This window comes from Cryobacterium arcticum, from assembly GCF_001679725.1.
Classification (GTDB): Bacteria; Actinomycetota; Actinomycetes; order Actinomycetales; family Microbacteriaceae; genus Cryobacterium; species Cryobacterium arcticum_A.
The window spans coordinates 1,815,352-1,831,246 of sequence record NZ_CP016282.1 but is presented as its reverse complement, the minus strand read 5'-3'; the positions used below and the strand labels follow the sequence as shown (position 1 = coordinate 1,831,246).

Here is a 15,895-nt window from a genome sequence, read left to right as displayed (position 1 = left end):
CTAACCGGAGCCCCCGACGCTCCCGACCCTGGTGGTGCCCACCCGGGTGCCGCCGACCCGTTCGGTCCAGACCCGGAGCGCCGCACCGGCCGCCCCGGGCGGCGCCGCCTCGTCCACGCTGGTCTGGCCGACGGCGGGCGCCCGCGCGGTGGGGGCGAGAACGGCCATCCCGTCCTGGTCGGTGCGCACAACGGCCGTGCCCGTCGAGGCGAGCACGTCAAGCAGCGATGTGGTCGGATGCCCGTAGCCGTTGTCGGCGCCGACCGAGACCAGCCCCACCGACGCCCGCAACTGGGCGTACAGCGCGGCGCTCTGGTCGCGGGAACCGTGGTGGGCCACCTTCACCACGTCGACCTGCCCGATCGGCCCGGCGGCGAGGAGGGCGTTCTGGGCCTCCTCGTTGAGGTCGCCCAGGAACACCGACCGGATGCCGGCTCCGTCGAAGAGGATCGTGACGCTTCCCGGGTTGCCTGTCTGCATGAGCGGGGAGCCCCGGATCGGCCAGAGGATCTGCCAGGCGAGGCCGCCGAGGATGCCGCTGTCTCCCCGCGCCGCCTCCCGTACCTCGGCCCCACCCTCGACCAGCCGGGAGTGCAGCAAGGCGTCGTCGGCGTTCTCCGGCACCCCCACCAGGGCGGTTCCCACCCGGCCGATCACCGCATCCAGTCCGCCGACATGGTCCAGGTCGTAGTGTGTGAGCACGAGCAGGTCAACGGTGTCGATCCCCAGGGTGTCCAGGCAGTGTGTCAGCAGCGCCGGGTCCGGACCGACGTCGACCAACGCCACCCGTTCGCCGTCGCGCACCAGGACCGCGTCACCCTGGCCGATGTCGCAGGCCGCGATCTGCCAGTCGGCGGGGAACGCCGCGGCCCGCCCGAGGCCCGTGCCCACCAGGGTGCCCAGAGTGCACCCCACGGTCACGCAGACCAGGCCGGCGCTCAGGATGCGCAGCACGAGCGGGGTCCGGCGGAGCGCAAGGCCGAGCACCGCCGCTGTACAGGCCACCGTGAGCAGCACCCCTGCGGGTCCGCCCAGCCAGGGCAGGCTGCTGCCGGGCAGAACGGCGCTCGTGCGGGCGACCGCTGCTATCCAGGTGGCCGGTAGCCAGGCCAGCCAGATCAGCCAGGTGGCGAGCCCGGGCAGGAACGAAAGCAGGAGGCATCCGGCCAGGCCCACGATGGTGGCCAGGGGTGCAGCGGGGCCCGCGAGCAGGTTCGCCGGCACACCGTAAGCCGGCAAGGTGGGGCTGAGCAGCACCAGGACGGGCTGGCAGGCCAGCTGGGCGGCGAGCGGGATCGCCAGGACCGTGGCCAGCGGTCGGGGCAGCCAGCGCGCCAGGCGGCGGCTGAGTGGCGCCGCGAGCAGCAGCAGGCCGAGCGTCGCGAGCACCGAGAGGGCGAAGCCGTAGCTGCGCGACAACCAGGGATCCGCGATGACCAGGCAGAGCGTGGCGATGGCCAGGGCGGACAGGCCCCGGCCCGGCCGGCCCATCGAGCCGGATACGAGCACCGCGGTGGCCATGGCCGCGGCGCGCACCACGCTGGGTTCCGGGGTCACCAGGACCACGAAGCCGGCCAGGACCGCCAGACCGACGCCGATCCGCCACAGCCGGCCCAGGCCGAGCGCGGCGGCGACCAGCAGGGCAAGAGCCAGCACGATCGCGCAGTTCGCGCCGGAGACCGCCGTGAGGTGGCTGAGGGAGCTGAGTTTCATCGCGCTGTCGAGGTCGTCGCTCACCGCCGACGTGTCGCCGATGGCGAGCCCGGGCAGCAACGCGGCCCCGTCTCTTGGCAGCGTGCCCGACGCGGCGGCGAAGCCCGCACGCAGGGTGTTGGCCCAGGCCAACCACCACGGGGCCGGGCTCAGCACCTCGGCTGCGTCCCTGGCGAACAGCAGGGCCGCCGCGGCGTCACCGGGATCGGTGGCCACGAGGGTCCCGGCCACCCTCACCTCCTCCCCGATCCGCGGAGGGGACTCGGACACCCGCGCGAAGACCACGACGGGCACGACCAATCCGGTGCGGCCGGAACGGCCCGCCGCCGCGGGCGCGGGCTCCGACCGGTGTGCCGGTGCCCCCTCCAATGTCGTGAGCGTGGCCCGGAAACGTACCTGCGCCGACCCGCCGAAGGCTGCGCGCGGACCGGGAACGGCGCTGGAGGCTACGGTGAGCCTCGCGGTGACCTCCTCGTGTGCCGCGATGGCGGCGCGCACGCCCTCTGGGTACCGGTCCGGTGCCTGCACCGCCACGGCGAGACCGGCCAGCGCGGCCGCCGCACAGCACACCATTACGGTGCCCAGCAGCCGGGCGGGCCACGACGGACCATCGGTGTGCGGACGCCCGGCGGCGCGACTGCTCCCGCCCGCCCAGACCAGGGCGCCCGCCGCCACCGCGCCCAGAACGATCACCACATAGGCAGCCTCCCCTGGCGCGGCCACCAGGAGTCCGGCCGACGTCCAGCAGGCCGCGGCGGGGAGCACCAGCCGGAGGTCGACGCGGCCGAGCGCCAGACGGGATCGGGACACCGTGCCGCTCATGCCGGCCTGCTCAGACCGTGATCAGGTCCTGGAGTGCGGCGAAGGTCTTGTCGCCGATCCCGGTCACGTTGCGGAGGTCGTCGATACTGCCGAACCGGCCTTGCGCGTCGCGGTAGTCCAGGATGCGCTGGGCCATCGTCGGTCCGATCCGCGGCAGTGTGTCCAACTCGGCCAGCGTGGCCGTGTTGAGGTTCACCCTGACGGCCGCGGCCCCGCTGCCGGTGACTCCCCCACCACTGCCGCTCCCTCCCCCGCCGGCGGCCACGGGCGGCGCGCCGGCCACGACTTCGCCCTGGGCCGGCACGTAGAGCTGCTCGCCGTCGGAGACCAGGCGGGCCAGATTCACGCCGGACTGGTCGGCCGTGGCCAGGAGGCCGCCGGCGGCCGCCACGGCGTCGACCACCCGGGCGCCGTCATGCACCTCGAAGAGACCGGGGTGCGCCACGGCCCCCAGCACGTGCACGAAGATCGCCGGCGCCGCGGCGGTACCCTCACCCGTCGCGCCGTCCCCGTCCGGTTCCTCCCCCGCGGCGGTCGCTCCGGACGAGCCCTGCGCGCCGACGACGCCCGCGGTCCCGTGGGGGCCGTCAGGGCCGGGGGTGGCTGCCCCTGAGGCAGCCGGGCCGGCCGCGCCCCGGTTCGCGGCGACCTCGACGCTGTGGCCCACCTGGCCCACGGCGGTCACGGCGACGGCGATCCCCAGGGCTGCGAGCAGCAGCACGACGGCCGCGCCCACGCCGATACGCATCCGCGCCCGGCCGGGTTCACGCAGGCGGGCACGCCAGCCGGCGGCCCCGGGTCGAGATACGGGCGCCAGGCTGTCGAACGGGTCGAGGTCCATACCGGCAGGCTAGGAACCGGTACGGGGTGCGGGAAGCGTGGACGCCCGCCCTGGGGAGAACACGACGCCGGCCCCGCCTGTGGAGGCGGGGCCGGCGTCGAGGGCGCTACGCCCGGGGCCGGACGCGGCCGAGCGAGTGGGCTACGGCTTGGTGACGATGCTCACCATGCGCGGTGCCCGGACGATCACCTTGACGATCTCGCGATCGCCGATCGACCGGATCGCGGCGGCGGACGCCCGAGCGAGAGCTTCCAGGTCGTCGGTGGAGATCTTCGGGGACACCTCGAGGCGGTCGCGCACCTTGCCGTCGACCTGCACCACGGCGGTGACCGACTCGGCCACGAGCAGGCTGCGGTCGGGCTTCCGCCACTGGGCCAGAGCGACACAGGGCTCGTAGCCCAGGCGTTCCCACATGTCCTCCGCGGTGTACGGCGCGAAGAGGTTCAGGGCCATGGCGGTCACCTCGGCCGCCTCACGCACGGCGGCGTCGCCGGCGCCCGCGCCGGTGTCGATGACCTTGCGGGTGGCGTTGACGAGCTCCATCATGCGGGCGACGACGACATTGAACTTGAACGCCTCGATGAGCGACGGGGCGTCGGCGAGGAAGCGGTGGGTGACGCGACGCAGCGCCACGTCCCCGGTCTTCCACTCCACCTCGGGGGCGCTCGTGACGTCGCGGGCGACACGCCAGGCGCGGGCCAGGAACTTCGCCGAGCCGACCGGGGACACGTCCGCCCAGTCGATGTCGTCTTCGGGCGGCCCGGCGAACGCCATGGTCAGGCGCACGGCGTCGACACCGAACTTGTCGACCTCTTCCGTGAAGTAGACCAGGTTGCCCTTGCTCTTGCTCATCTTGGCGCCGTCGAGGATGACCATGCCCTGGTTGAGCAGCGCAGTGAACGGCTCGGTGAAGGTGACGTAGCCCAGGTCGAAGAGCACCTTGGTGATGAAGCGCGCGTAGAGCAGGTGCAGGATGGCGTGTTCGACACCACCGACGTACTGGTCGACGGGCGCCCACTTGTCGGCTTCCTTGGGGTCGAAGGCCTTGGTGTCGTCGGTGGGGTTGAGGAACCGCAGGAAGTACCAGGAACTGTCCACGAAGGTGTCCATGGTGTCGGCGTCGCGCTTGGCCGGTGTGCCGTCGATCGGGTTCGTCACGTTCACCCAGTCGGTGGCACCGCCGAGCGGCGAGGTTCCCTTGGGCTTGAGGTCGAGGCCCTCCGTCGGCGGCAGCAGCACGGGCAGCTGGTCCTCCGGGACCGGGATCTCGGTGCCGTCTGCGCCGTGGATGATGGGGATGGGGGTGCCCCAGTAACGCTGGCGGGAGATCAACCAGTCGCGCAGGCGGTAGTTCTTGGTCGCGCGCCCGGTTCCGTCGGCCACGAGAGTGTCGATCATCCGCTTGATGGCGTTGGCCTTGGTGAGACCGTTGAGCGCGCCGGAGTTGACCAGGCGGCCTTCCCCGGTCAGGGCGGTGCCGGACTGGGCCGGGTCGAGGGCGTCGGAGTCCAGCGCCGGCAGCTCCTCGGAGCCGTCCAGCATCCCGGGGGTGATGACCGGGATGACCCCGGTGACGGGGGCGGTGGTGTCGACGACGACCCGAACCGGCAGGTCGAAGCGCAGGGCGAAGTCGAGGTCGCGCTGGTCGTGCGCCGGCACGGCCATGACCGCGCCGTGGCCGTAGTCGGCCAGCACGTAGTCGGCGGCCCAGATGGGCAGGCGCTCGCCGTTGGCCGGGTTGATGGCGTACCGCTCGAGGAAGACGCCGGTCTTCTCCCGGTCGGTGGCCTGGCGTTCGATCTCGGTGCTGTTCTGCACCTGCACCAGGTAGGCGGCGAAACGCTCGCGCACCTCGGGCGAGGAGTCGGCGACGAGCTCGGCGGCCAGGTCGGCATCCGGGGCGACGACCATGAAGGTGGCGCCGAAGAGGGTGTCCGGGCGGGTCGTGAACACGCTGACCGGGGCGTCGCGGCCCTCGATGGCGAAGTCGACATCGGCGCCGATGGAGCGGCCGATCCAGTTGCGCTGCATGTTGAGCACCTTGGCCGGCCAGGTGCCCTCGAGCTGGTTGAGGTCGTCGAGCAGACGGTCCGCGTAGTCGGTGATCTTGAAGTACCACTGGGTGAGCTTCTTCTTCACCACGACGGCGCCGCTGCGATCGCTGGTGCCGTCGGCGAGGACCTGCTCGTTGGCGAGCACGGTCTGGTCGATCGGGTCCCAGTTGACCCAGCTGTCCTTGCGGTAGGCCAGGCCCTTCTTGTAGAGCTGCAGGAACAGCCACTGGTTCCACTTGTAGTACTCGGGGTCGCTCGTGTGCAGTTCCCGCGACCAGTCGAACGAGGCCGCGTAGAGCTTCATGCTCTTCTTCTGCTGCGCGATGTTGTCGTAGGTCCAGCCGCGCGGGTCGATGCCGCGCTTGATAGCGGCGTTCTCGGCGGGCAGGCCGAAGGAGTCCCACCCGATGGGGTGCAGCACGTTGAAGCCCTGCTGGCGCCAGTACCGCGCCACGACGTCACCGAGCGCGTACACCTCGGCGTGGCCCATGTGCAGGTCGCCCGAGGGATACGGGAACATGTCCAGCACGTACTTGCGCGGGCGTTTGTCATCGGGGTCGCTCGTCCGGAACGGTTCGAGTTCATCCCAGATGGGAGCCCACTTCGCCTGGATGGCGGCAAAGTCGTAGCCGTCTTCCTCTTCCGGACCGTTGGACTGGGTGTCGTGCTCGTGTGCCACGTGGCTCTCATTCATTGTGGTGAGGTGACGTTCTGCGCAGCGAATTCGGGCCGCTGGCGACGCCCAAGCTCCTAGGTTACTAAACCCTGGCCATCCGCCGCTTCAGCCGCCGGCGAGGACGCCAGGATGGCCGTGATCAGGGCCCTGGCCTTGATGTGGGTCTCCTCGATTTCCTCAGCGGGGACGGAGAGGGCGGTGATGCCGCCGCCGGTGCCGATCGAGGCTCCGGACGGGCCGAGGACGATGCTGCGGATGACCATGGCGAGGTCGACGGCGCCGTCCACCCCGAGGTAGCCGAATGCCCCGGCGTAGACGCCCCGGTCGCCGCCCTCGAGTGTGGCCAGGATCCGCATGGCGCTGGCCTTGGGAGCCCCGGTCATCGATCCGGCGGGGAAGCAGGCCTCGATGGCGTCGACGGCGCAGAGGCCGGGGGCCAGGCGGGCCTCGACGGTGCTCACCAGCTGGTGCACGTGCGGGTAGCTCTCGACCTGCAGCAGCGACGTCACCGCCACCGAGCCGAGCGCGGCGACACGGCCCAGGTCGTTGCGCATCAGGTCGACGATCATGAGGTTCTCGGCGCGCTCCTTGTCGCTGGCGAGCAGGTCGCCCTGCAGCTGGCGGTCTTCGGCGGGGTCGGCCGAACGCGGCCGGGTGCCCTTGATCGGCCGGGTCCGCAGCCGCCCGGCCGGGCTGACCGACAGGAATTCCTCCGGTGAGGCGCTGAGCAGGGCGAACGGGCCGAACCTGAGCATGCCGCCGTGGTGACTGGGGCTTCCGGTGCGCAGCCGCCGGTAGACCTCCAGGGGGTCGAAACGACCGGCCACGGTGACCTCGTTGGTGAGGCAGAGCTGGTAGGCGTCGCCGGCGACGATGTGTTCCTGGCAGGCCTCGATCAGGCGCACGTACTCGACGGCGTCGTGCCGCCAGCGCACCTCACGGGGGACGTCGGATGCGGCCGGTTGGTCCGGTCGCGCAGCCGGGGCCTGCGTGTCGTGCGGCTCGGTGTCGGGTGTCCGATGGTCCAGGGTGCGGGCGGTGTCGAGCACCCAGGCGTCGAGGTCGGCCGCGGTGACGCCCGGCCCGGTGATCGCGAGCAGGGTGACCGTTCGGGCCGCATGGTCGAAGGCGATGGCACGGTCGACGAAGAGCAGTGCGGCATCGGGAGTGTCCCCTCTCGAACGGTCCCCGGAGCCGTCATGCGCCGCGGGTGCGGCGAGGCCATAGCCGAACCAGCCGACCCAGCCGAGCCGGAACCCGTCGCCCGTGGGGCCGGTTGCGGGCACCCAAGCGGCCCCGGGGGGCACCAGGTCCGCCCGGAGGAAGTCGAAGATGCCGGCGCTGGTGGTACGCGGCGCATCCGTGGCGTCGAGGGGCCGGGAACAGGTCACCGTGCCGGCCCCGGCCGATGCTGTGACGAACCGTGAGCCGGCGTGGGCCGCTGCGAGATAGCTCACTCCGGCCGTCGCGCCGGCCCCGGCGTCCAGCCACACGGCATGGCTGGACCGGCCGTACAGCAGGTCGAAGGCCACGGCCGGGTCGATCCAGTGCGGGAGCCGGCTGGAGTACACGGATTCAGCGTGCGGGGCGAAGCCCCGATCGGGCTGAGGGGGTATCGACTGCACCCGCCCAGCCTAGGGGCGGCGACCGGGTGGATGGGCCCGCCGTGGGACGCGATCGGCGCACACCACCCGCGCAGGCACACACCCTAGGCTGGCGAGGTGAACGACGTACTCAACTGGATCCTGGACGCCGTCGGGGCCGTCGACCCGATCGTACGCACCCTCCTGGCCGGGGTGGGAATGCTCCTGGAGACCTCGGTGCTGATCGGGCTGGTCGTTCCCGGTGACACCATCGTGATCGTCGCCAGCACGGCTGTGGACGGGCCGGTCGAATACGTCGCACTGGTCGTCGCCGTGATCCTGGGCGCCCTCGCCGGGGAGAGCATCGGCTTCTACCTCGGCCGCCGGTTCGGCCCGTGGATCCGGGCGAGCTGGCTGGGCCGGCGCATCGGCGAGAAGAACTGGGCGGGCGCCGAGCGGTACCTGGCCCGGCGGGGCGGCATCGCGGTGTTCCTGTCGCGCTTCCTGCCGGTGCTGCACTCGGTCATCCCGCTCACCGTCGGCATGAGCACCATGCGCTATCGCACCTTCCTGAGCTGGACGGTGCCCGCCTGTGTCATCTGGACCCTCGCCTACGTGTCGGTCGGCGCCGCCGCCGCTGAGGGCTACCGGAGCATCTCTGACCAGTTGCATTTCGCCGGGTACCTGTTCGTCGCGGTCATCGCCGTGTTCGTCCTCGTCGTGGCTCTGGTCAAGCACTGGGTCAAGCGCCGGGAGGCCCGGTTCATGGAACACGAGCTCCCCCCGGAGTGACCCCTAGAGCAGGGAGACCTGCCGCCCGGCTGGGGCAGTGAGCGTCACCGTGCGGGTGATCAGATCGGCCGGCACCGGCGTGTGCGAGATCAGGAGCACGGCGCGTCCGCCGTCCGCCGCTGCGGACAGGATGTCCCGCACCAGCCGGTCGCCCAGGCCCGTGTCGACGTTGGCCGTCGGTTCGTCCACGATGAGCACCGGGAAGTCGGCGAGCAGGGCCCTGGCCAGAGCGATGCGCTGGGCCTGCCCACCCGACACCAGGGCGCCGCGTTCGCCGACCCGGGCATCCAGGCCGCCACGCCGGCTCACCCATTCGGACAGACCGACCCGGTCGAGAACCGTCAGCAGCTCGTCGTCATCGGCCGACTCCCGGGCGAAGAGCAGGTTCTGCCGGATGGTGTCGTCGAACAGCCATGGCCGCTGCTCGCACAGGCCGACGATCCGCCGCACGTCGGATGGGGTCAGGTCACGGGCTTCGACGCCGTTGACCCGGTACGACCCGGTGTAATCGAGGAAGCGCACCAGGGTCTGCGCCAGAGTCGTCTTGCCTGCCCCGCTGGCGCCGGCCAGGTGCACCCGATCACCCGCGTCCAGGCGCAGGGAGAGTCCGGCCACGGCAGGCGCGAGCGCACCCGGCCAGCTGGCGTCGAGGCCCGTGAGTTCCAGAAGCGGGCTGCCAGGCGCTCCCGACGCACCGTTGAGCGGCGCCGTCGACGTCGCGGAATCCAGTGCCGCCTCGGCGGGGATCTCGGCGGGAACGTGTTCCGGCACCGCCGTCGCCACGCGTTCGGCGCTGGAGCGCACCTGTCGCCAGGCGCTCAGAGCGGGCGGGATCATCGCGAAGACCTCGAAGACCGCCATCGGCACGAGCACCACCACGGCCAGGGCCGGTCCGGAGAATCCACCGGTGCCCAGCGCCGGAATCGCCGCAATGAGGGCGAGGACCGTGGCAGCTCCGGCTCCGAGCGAGATCACCGCGGCCTGCACTCCGGCCCCGGTCGATCGCCGCAGCGCCGCGCGCCGCAACCGGTCCTCAACGACCCTGAGGTCGTCCAGGCGCGCCTCGAGCGCCCCGAAGGCCGTGAGCACATCCAGGTTCTCCACGACCTCGAGCACCTCGTCGGCCAGGGCACCACGCAACGGGGCGAGGGCGCGCTCGGAGCGAGCGGCCAGCGCCGCGGAGGCGACGGTGCCCACGATGCCTGCGACGACGAGGCACAGGGCGAGGGTGAGCCCGGCCGCCGGCAGGACCGTCCAGACACCGATCACGCTGAGCAGGGCCACCAGGCCCGAGGTTGCGAGGGGTTGTACAACTCGCAAGGGGAAGTCCTGCAGGTCGTCGACATCGCGCACCAGGCGCGTGAGCAGGTCGCCCCGGCGCGTTTCCGACAGCCCGGCCGGGGCCAGCGGCAGGAGCCGGGCGAAGATGCCCAGCCGGAGCGCGCCGAGCTGGCGGAAGGCCGCGTCGTGGCTGGTCAGGCGTTCCACATAGCGGAAGGCCGCGCGGGACAGCGCGAAGGCGCGTACGCCGACCACGGCCATGCCGAGGAACATGATGGGCGGCATCTCGGCGGCGCGGGTGATGAGCCAGGCAGAGCAGGCGAGGAGCGCGACGGCGCTGGCCGCGCTGACCACGCCCGCGGCGAGGCCGGGGAGGCTGCGCCGCGCGCGCGGCTGCGCCAGTCGGAGGACCGATCGGGCTGCCGGTGAGGGCAGCCAGGTGGAGCGATTCGCCCTGGGCTCAGACATGCGCGACCTCACTCAGGCGGACGACGTGCTCGGCCGCGTCCACGAAGGCGCCGCGGTGGCTCACGACGATGACGATGCGACCCTGGGCGGCCAGGTCCCGCAGGCCTGCGATCAGGGCGGCCTCGGCCGCCTCGTCGAGCGCAGAGCTCGGCTCGTCGAGCACCAGCACAGCGCACTCCCGGGCAAGGCACCGGTAGATGGCCCGGGCCGCTGCGACCCGCTGGGCCTGGCCGCCGGAGAGTCCGGCACCGTTGACACCGAGGTGCAACGCCGGGTCGAGGTCTGCGGCCCCGGCCCGCCGGAGCGAGGTGAGCACGAGCTCGTCGTCCACGACGGTCTCCCCCAGCGCCACATTGCCGGCGATGGTGCCGGCGAACAGGCCGGGCTTCTGGCCGGCCCAGGCCAGCCACTCGCGGCGGTCGTCGGGGGTGACACGCTCTGTCCCGAGCCAGACGGCACCGTCGAAGGGGACGAATCCTTGCAGGGCGCCGATCAGGGTGGACTTACCGACCCCGCTCGGGCCGCTGATGACGCTCAGCCGACCGGCCGGGAAGTCGGCGCTGAACCCGGCGATGGTGCTGGTGTCGCCGCGGCGAACGCTCACCCCGTCGAAGCGGAGGGCGGCGGGGCGGGCAGGCGCTGTCGTGCGCTCGGCTCCGGCGGGCCGCGGTGCCTGCTGCTCTCCGGCGTCGCCGTCCAGGATCGAGAAGACCTCCTCGGCGGCGGCCAGGCCGTCGGCGGCGGCGTGGAACTGCGCGCCCACCTGGCGCAGCGGCAGGAATGCCTCAGGGGCCAGCAGCAGCACGAACAGGCCGACGCCCAGCAGCAGCGAGCCATCCACCAGGCGCAGCCCGATCGAGACGGCGATGAGCGCCACCGACAGGCTGCCGGCCAGCTCGAGCACGAAGCCGCTGAGGAAGGACACCCGCAGGACCGTCATGGTGCGTCCACGGTATTCGTCGGTGAGGCCGGTCAGCCGCGCCGCCTGGCGGCGGTCCCGACCGAAGATCTTGAGGGTGGCCAGGCCACCGACCACGTCGAGGAAGCCCGAGGACAGCCGCTGCAGGGCATCCCACTGCTGGCGTTGCACGGTCTGGGTGGCCTGCCCGATCAGGATCATGAAGATCGGGATGAACGGCAGCACGATGATCACGGTGATGCCGCTCGCCGGGTCCTGCCAGAGCATGACCACAATGAGGATGGGTGTGGCGATCGCGGTGAGCAGCAGTTGCGGCAGGTAGCGGGCGAAGTAGTTGTCGAGGGCGTCGAGACCGCTGGTGACCACCGTGGCGATCCGCGCATCCTGCTGCCCGGCCAGCCAGTCCGGCCCGCGTTCGGCGAGACGGTCGAGCACCGCGGTGCGCAGCTGGCTCTTGACGGCCGCCGCACCCCGGTTGGCCGCCACCTCGAGCAGCCAGACGATCACGGCCCGAACGACCACCACCCCGGCCAGGGCCGCGACGGTGCTGCGCAGGAAATCGAACGATTCACCATCGACGGCCAGCGTGATGCTCTGGCTGAGCAGCCACGCGAAGGCCACGATCGTGAGGGTCTGGGCCAGGCCCAGGAGCGCTCCGACCAGGAGGAACCACCACGCGGCTGAGGCGTGTTTGAGAAGCCGGGGATCGAGGGGGCGCATGCCGATCTAGTGTACGGCGGCTTCGATGTGCGTCCGCGTGATCCGCTTGCGGAAGACCCAGTAGGTCCAGCCCTGGTAGGCCAGGATCACGGGGGCCGCGATCAGGGCGGTCCAGCTCATCACCTGCAGCGTGTATGGGGTCGACGAGGCGTTCTCGATGGTCAGGCTGTTGGCCACGTCGTTGCTGGCCGGCATCACGTCGGGGAACAGCGACGCGAACAGGGTCAGCACGGCGAAGCCGATGGTCACGGCCATGAGTCCGAAGGCGGTGCGCTCGTTGCCGCGCAGGTTGGCCAGGTACGCCGCGATCAGCGCCACCGCGGCGACCGCGGCGAGGATCCCGGAGGCGAGGGTTCCGTACGCCAGGGTGGTCCAGACCAGGAAGCTCGCCGCGACGACGATGGTCACGACGCCGGACCGGATGGCCAGCGCCCTGGCTCGCACCCGGATGTCGCCCTCGGTCTTGGTGGAGACGAAGATCACGCCGTGCGTGAAGAACAACAGCAGGGTGGTCAGGCCGGCCAGCAGCGAGTACGGGTTGAGCAGGTCGAAGAACGTGCCGATGTAGTTGAAGTTCGCATCGAGCGGCACGCCGCGCACGACGTTGCCGAAGGCCACGCCCCAGAGCAGGGCAGGCACAGCCGAGCCCACCACGATCATGGTGTCGAAGGATTTCTTCCACTTGAGCTCTGGACGTTGGTGACGGTACTCGAAGGAGACCCCCCTGGCGATCAACGCGAGCAGTATGAGGAGCAGGGCCAGGTAGAAGCCGCTGAACATCGTCGCGTACCACTCCGGGAACGCCGCGAACAGGGACGCCCCGGCCACGATCACCCAGGTCTCGTTGAGGTCCCAGACCGGGCCGATGGTGTTGATGAGCACCCGGCGGTCGGTGTCGTCCTTACCGAGGAAGGGCAGGGACATGCCGACGCCGAAGTCGAACCCGTCGAGGACGAAGTACCCGATGAACATCGCGGCGATGATCCAGAACCACAGGATATTGAGTTCCATGGTGAGCTCCTAGTAGACCGTGGTCGTTTGCTTGATTTCGCCGGACACAGCGTCGGGTACCGGCGCGTCGTCCGGGCCCTTCTGCACGGCCTTGAGAATGAGCCTGAATTCCACGACGGCGAGAGCGCCATACAGGAGAGTGAAGGCGATCAGGGAGATCAGGATCTCCAGCCCGCTCACGTTCGGCGAGACGCCATCCGCTGTCTTGAGCAGACCGAACACCAGCCAGGGCTGGCGACCCATCTCGGTGAAGACCCAGCCGACGCTCATGGCCAGCAGCGACAGCGGGAAGGACCAGATCGCGACCTTCCAGATCCAGGTCTTGGGGTTGCGCCCCTTGCGGGTGACCCAGAGGCCGCCGACGGCGACGAGGATGTGGGCGATGCCCAGACCGATCATCCAGCGGAAGGACCAGTAGGTCACCCAGATGATCGGCGAGTAGTCGCCCGGCCCGTAGAGCTGGACGTACTGCTCCTGGAGGTTGTTGATGCCCTCCACGGTGCCGTCGAAGGTGTGGGTCGACAGGAACGACAGCAGGTACGGGATGCGGATGGAGAAGAGTTCGCTGACACCGTCCGGAGTGCCGAGGGTGAAGACCGAGAAGGAGGCGTTGGCTCCGGTGGCGGTGTGATACATCGCCTCGGCCGCGGCCATCTTCATGGGCTGGGCCTGGACCATGGCCAGGCTCAGCTGGTCGCCCATCAGGGTGGTCAGGGCGCCGGCGATGACCATCATCCAGAGGCCGAACTTGAGTGCGGGCCGCATGGTTTCGAGGTGCTGGTTGCGCGACAGGTGCCAGGCGGCCACCGAGATGATCAGTCCGGCGGAGACCATGAAACAGGCGAAGATCGTGTGCGGGAACGCGGCGAGGGCGATCGGGTTGGTGAGCAGCTCCCCGATGCTGGTGAGCTCGGCCCGGCCCTTGACCTCGTTGATCTGGTAGGCGACCGGGTTCTGCATGAAAGCGTTCGCGGCGATGATGAAGTACGCCGACGCGATGCTCCCCACGGTGGTGAGCCAGATGGTGGCCAGGTGCAGCCCCTTCGGCAGCTTGTCCCAGCCGAAGATCCACAGACCGATGAAGGTGGCCTCGAGGAAGAACGCCGTGATGCCCTCGAAGGCCAACGGGGCCCCGAACACGTCGCCGACGAAACGGGAGTAGTCCGACCAGTTCATGCCGAACTGGAACTCCTGCACGATTCCCGTGACGACGCCCATGGCGAAGTTGATCAGGAAGATCTTGCCGAAGAAGTGGGTGAGCTGCAGGTACTTGGCCTTGTTCGTGCGGTACCAGGCGGTCTGGAAGATCGCGACGGTCGTCACGAGACCGATGGTGAGGGGTACGAAAAGGAAGTGGTACACCGTCGTGAGGCCGAACTGCCACCTCGACAGGAGTAACGGATCAAGCCACTCGTTCATGTGCCCTCCCGGACCTGAAATTTCTACGTGTTGTAGAACACTACTATTCTACGAGCCGTAGAAACACCCGTTTCGCTTGATAAAGTAGTCCACATGGGAAGTTTGGGTGTGCTCGAGAGACTGTTGATGGACCTGTTGTGGTCTGCCGACCGGCCGTTGTCGGCCAACGAGTTGCGGGACGCCCTGCTGGATCCCGCCGCCACGGGTGCGAAGCCGCTGGCCACGACGACGGTGCTCACGGTGTTGTCCCGCCTGGAGAACAAGGGTTTCGTGACCAGGGACCGCGGCAGCCGTCCGCACGGGTACACGGCCGTGAGCTCCAGGGCCCAGCACACCGCCGAGCTCATGCACGAGGTTCTGGGCTCGACGAGCGACCGCACGGCGACGCTGGCGCGGTTCATCGGCGACGTCAGCCCGCAGGAAGCCCGGATGCTCCGCGAGCTTCTCGAGAGCGTCGGTTCGCCATCAGCGGACTAGGCACGGTGCACGCGGCGTGCTGACCTGCGCGCTGGCCCTGATGGTCCTGGCCGTGATCCTGGCGTGGCCGCTTCCCATCGTGCTGGCGGCGGCGGCGTGGCCGGCGACCGCGCCCGGACTCGCGCTGGCCCTCTGGCAGTCCATCGCCCTGGCCGGCGGCGTGTCGATGATCGGGTCGCTCCTGGTCTTCGGCCTGATCCCGTTCGGGCCGACTCCCCTGCTGGCCCTCGGCGCTCTGGCCGGCCATGTGGCGGCCGGCACCCTGCCGGCCGGCGCCACCCTGACCGGCGTCATGGCGCTCTGCCTGGCACTCATCCTCGCCGCGCACCTGCTGCTGAACCTGGGCGCCACGTTCGTCAGGGCCGAACGGCAGCGGCGCCGGCACCATACCCTGATCGCCCTGCTCAGCGAGCCGATGCCGTTCGACGAGACCGGCACCCGGGTGATCGACCACGCGGCGCCGGTGGCCTACTGCCTGCCCGGCGCCACCCGGTCGGCCACGGTGCTGTCGCGGGGGCTGCTGCGCCTGCTGGATGCCGACCAGCTGCGCGGTGTAGTGGCCCACGAACGCGCGCACCTCCGGCAACAGCACCACCTGGTGCTGCTGGCCTTCAAGTCCTGGCACAGTGCCCTGCCGTGGTTCCCGATCGCGAACCGTGCCGAGACCGCCGTGGCCCTGCTCGTGGAGATGCTCGCCGACGATCAGGCCAGGCAGGTGGTCGACGACCGCACCCTGGCCACGGCCATAGCGCTGGTCGGAACGGCGCCCATCGACGGCGCTGGCGCCTCGTCGACGCGGGCCGGCGGCTCGGCTCCCGGTTACGGCGACGGGATCAGCACGGGCGGCGCCCCGAGCGGAGCCGCCGCAACCGGGCACGCCCTCGGCGGGTTCGGCGTGGACGGCCTGGGCGACCGGCGGCGCATCGAGTCCCCCGCCGATTGGTCCGCCGAGCTGGTGGCGCCCCGGGTGCGTCGTCTGCTCGGGCAGGGCCGGGTTCTCCCGCCGCTGGGCCGCGGCGCCGTGGTCGTGGCCACGGCCGGGCTGATCCTGCTGCCCGCCGTGCTGCTCGTCAGCGCCTAGGGCAACAGCACGAACGGCCCCGTGGAATCACGGGGCCG

The 15,895-nt window shown here is 70.7% G+C and carries 11 protein-coding genes; 3 read left to right on the top strand and 8 right to left on the bottom strand.

What is annotated here, in order from left to right:
• From PA27867_RS08140 to PA27867_RS08125, 4 genes are all read right to left on the bottom strand, one after another.
• The gene (locus PA27867_RS08140; RefSeq protein ID WP_066595157.1) at positions 1-2,535 is read right to left on the bottom strand and encodes a ComEC/Rec2 family competence protein; all 2,535 of its coding nucleotides are present in this window, start codon (positions 2,533-2,535) and stop codon (positions 1-3) included.
• Between the two features lie 10 nt (positions 2,536-2,545).
• The gene (locus tag PA27867_RS08135; protein WP_236900881.1) at positions 2,546-3,376 is read right to left on the bottom strand and encodes a ComEA family DNA-binding protein; all 831 of its coding nucleotides are present in this window, start codon (positions 3,374-3,376) and stop codon (positions 2,546-2,548) included.
• A 141-nt stretch (positions 3,377-3,517) separates the two neighbouring features.
• A complete protein-coding gene (gene leuS, locus PA27867_RS08130) occupies positions 3,518-6,124 on the bottom strand; it encodes a leucine--tRNA ligase (RefSeq protein ID WP_084020887.1) in 2,607 nt (868 codons plus the stop codon).
• 56 nt (positions 6,125-6,180) lie between these two features.
• Positions 6,181-7,731: an anthranilate synthase component I family protein gene (locus PA27867_RS08125; RefSeq protein WP_236900880.1), complete on the bottom strand. Its 1,551-nt coding sequence runs from the start codon at positions 7,729-7,731 to the stop codon at positions 6,181-6,183.
• Between the two features lie 96 nt (positions 7,732-7,827).
• On the opposite strand from PA27867_RS08125, the gene PA27867_RS08120 reads away from it, so the two are divergent.
• Positions 7,828-8,481 (top strand): DedA family protein, encoded by a 654-nt coding sequence (locus PA27867_RS08120; protein WP_066595154.1) that lies wholly within the window; start codon positions 7,828-7,830, stop codon positions 8,479-8,481.
• A 3-nt stretch (positions 8,482-8,484) separates the two neighbouring features.
• Here the strand turns inward: PA27867_RS08120 and cydC are convergent, their stop codons facing one another.
• The 4 genes from cydC to PA27867_RS08100 are packed head-to-tail and all read right to left on the bottom strand — an operon-like array spanning position 8,485 to position 14,299.
• A complete protein-coding gene (gene cydC, locus PA27867_RS08115; protein WP_066595153.1) occupies positions 8,485-10,230 on the bottom strand; it encodes a thiol reductant ABC exporter subunit CydC in 1,746 nt (581 codons plus the stop codon).
• Positions 10,223-11,869: a thiol reductant ABC exporter subunit CydD gene (gene cydD / locus PA27867_RS08110; RefSeq protein WP_066595152.1), complete on the bottom strand. Its 1,647-nt coding sequence runs from the start codon at positions 11,867-11,869 to the stop codon at positions 10,223-10,225. The genes cydC and cydD overlap by 8 nt, the downstream gene beginning before the upstream one ends.
• Before the next feature lie 6 nt (positions 11,870-11,875).
• Positions 11,876-12,880, bottom strand: a complete 1,005-nt coding sequence (gene cydB, locus PA27867_RS08105; RefSeq protein WP_066595150.1) for a cytochrome d ubiquinol oxidase subunit II — start codon at positions 12,878-12,880, stop codon at positions 11,876-11,878.
• A 9-nt stretch (positions 12,881-12,889) separates the two neighbouring features.
• Positions 12,890-14,299, bottom strand: coding sequence for a cytochrome ubiquinol oxidase subunit I (locus PA27867_RS08100; protein WP_066595144.1), 1,410 nt, complete (start codon positions 14,297-14,299; stop codon positions 12,890-12,892).
• A gap of 93 nt (positions 14,300-14,392) precedes the next feature.
• Here PA27867_RS08100 and PA27867_RS08095 point away from each other — a divergent pair, with 93 nt between their 5' ends.
• Both PA27867_RS08095 and PA27867_RS08090 read left to right on the top strand, forming a co-directional pair.
• Positions 14,393-14,776, top strand: coding sequence for a BlaI/MecI/CopY family transcriptional regulator (locus tag PA27867_RS08095; RefSeq protein ID WP_066595142.1), 384 nt, complete (start codon positions 14,393-14,395; stop codon positions 14,774-14,776).
• A 16-nt stretch (positions 14,777-14,792) separates the two neighbouring features.
• Positions 14,793-15,857, top strand: coding sequence for a M56 family metallopeptidase (locus PA27867_RS08090; RefSeq protein ID WP_236900879.1), 1,065 nt, complete (start codon positions 14,793-14,795; stop codon positions 15,855-15,857).
• The last annotated feature ends 38 nt before the right edge of the window (positions 15,858-15,895 follow it).

Coding starts and splice junctions, on each gene's coding strand:
- PA27867_RS08140 (WP_066595157.1), bottom strand. CDS start 2,535: ATGAGCGGCACGGTGTCCCGATCCCGTCTGGCGCTCGGCCGCGTCGAC.
- PA27867_RS08135 (WP_236900881.1), bottom strand. CDS start 3,376: ATGGACCTCGACCCGTTCGACAGCCTGGCGCCCGTATCTCGACCCGGG.
- leuS (WP_084020887.1), bottom strand. CDS start 6,124: ATGAATGAGAGCCACGTGGCACACGAGCACGACACCCAGTCCAACGGT.
- cydC (WP_066595153.1), bottom strand. CDS start 10,230: ATGTCTGAGCCCAGGGCGAATCGCTCCACCTGGCTGCCCTCACCGGCA.
- cydD (WP_066595152.1), bottom strand. CDS start 11,869: ATGCGCCCCCTCGATCCCCGGCTTCTCAAACACGCCTCAGCCGCGTGG.
- cydB (WP_066595150.1), bottom strand. CDS start 12,880: ATGGAACTCAATATCCTGTGGTTCTGGATCATCGCCGCGATGTTCATC.
- PA27867_RS08100 (WP_066595144.1), bottom strand. CDS start 14,299: ATGAACGAGTGGCTTGATCCGTTACTCCTGTCGAGGTGGCAGTTCGGC.
- PA27867_RS08095 (WP_066595142.1), top strand. CDS start 14,393: ATGGGAAGTTTGGGTGTGCTCGAGAGACTGTTGATGGACCTGTTGTGG.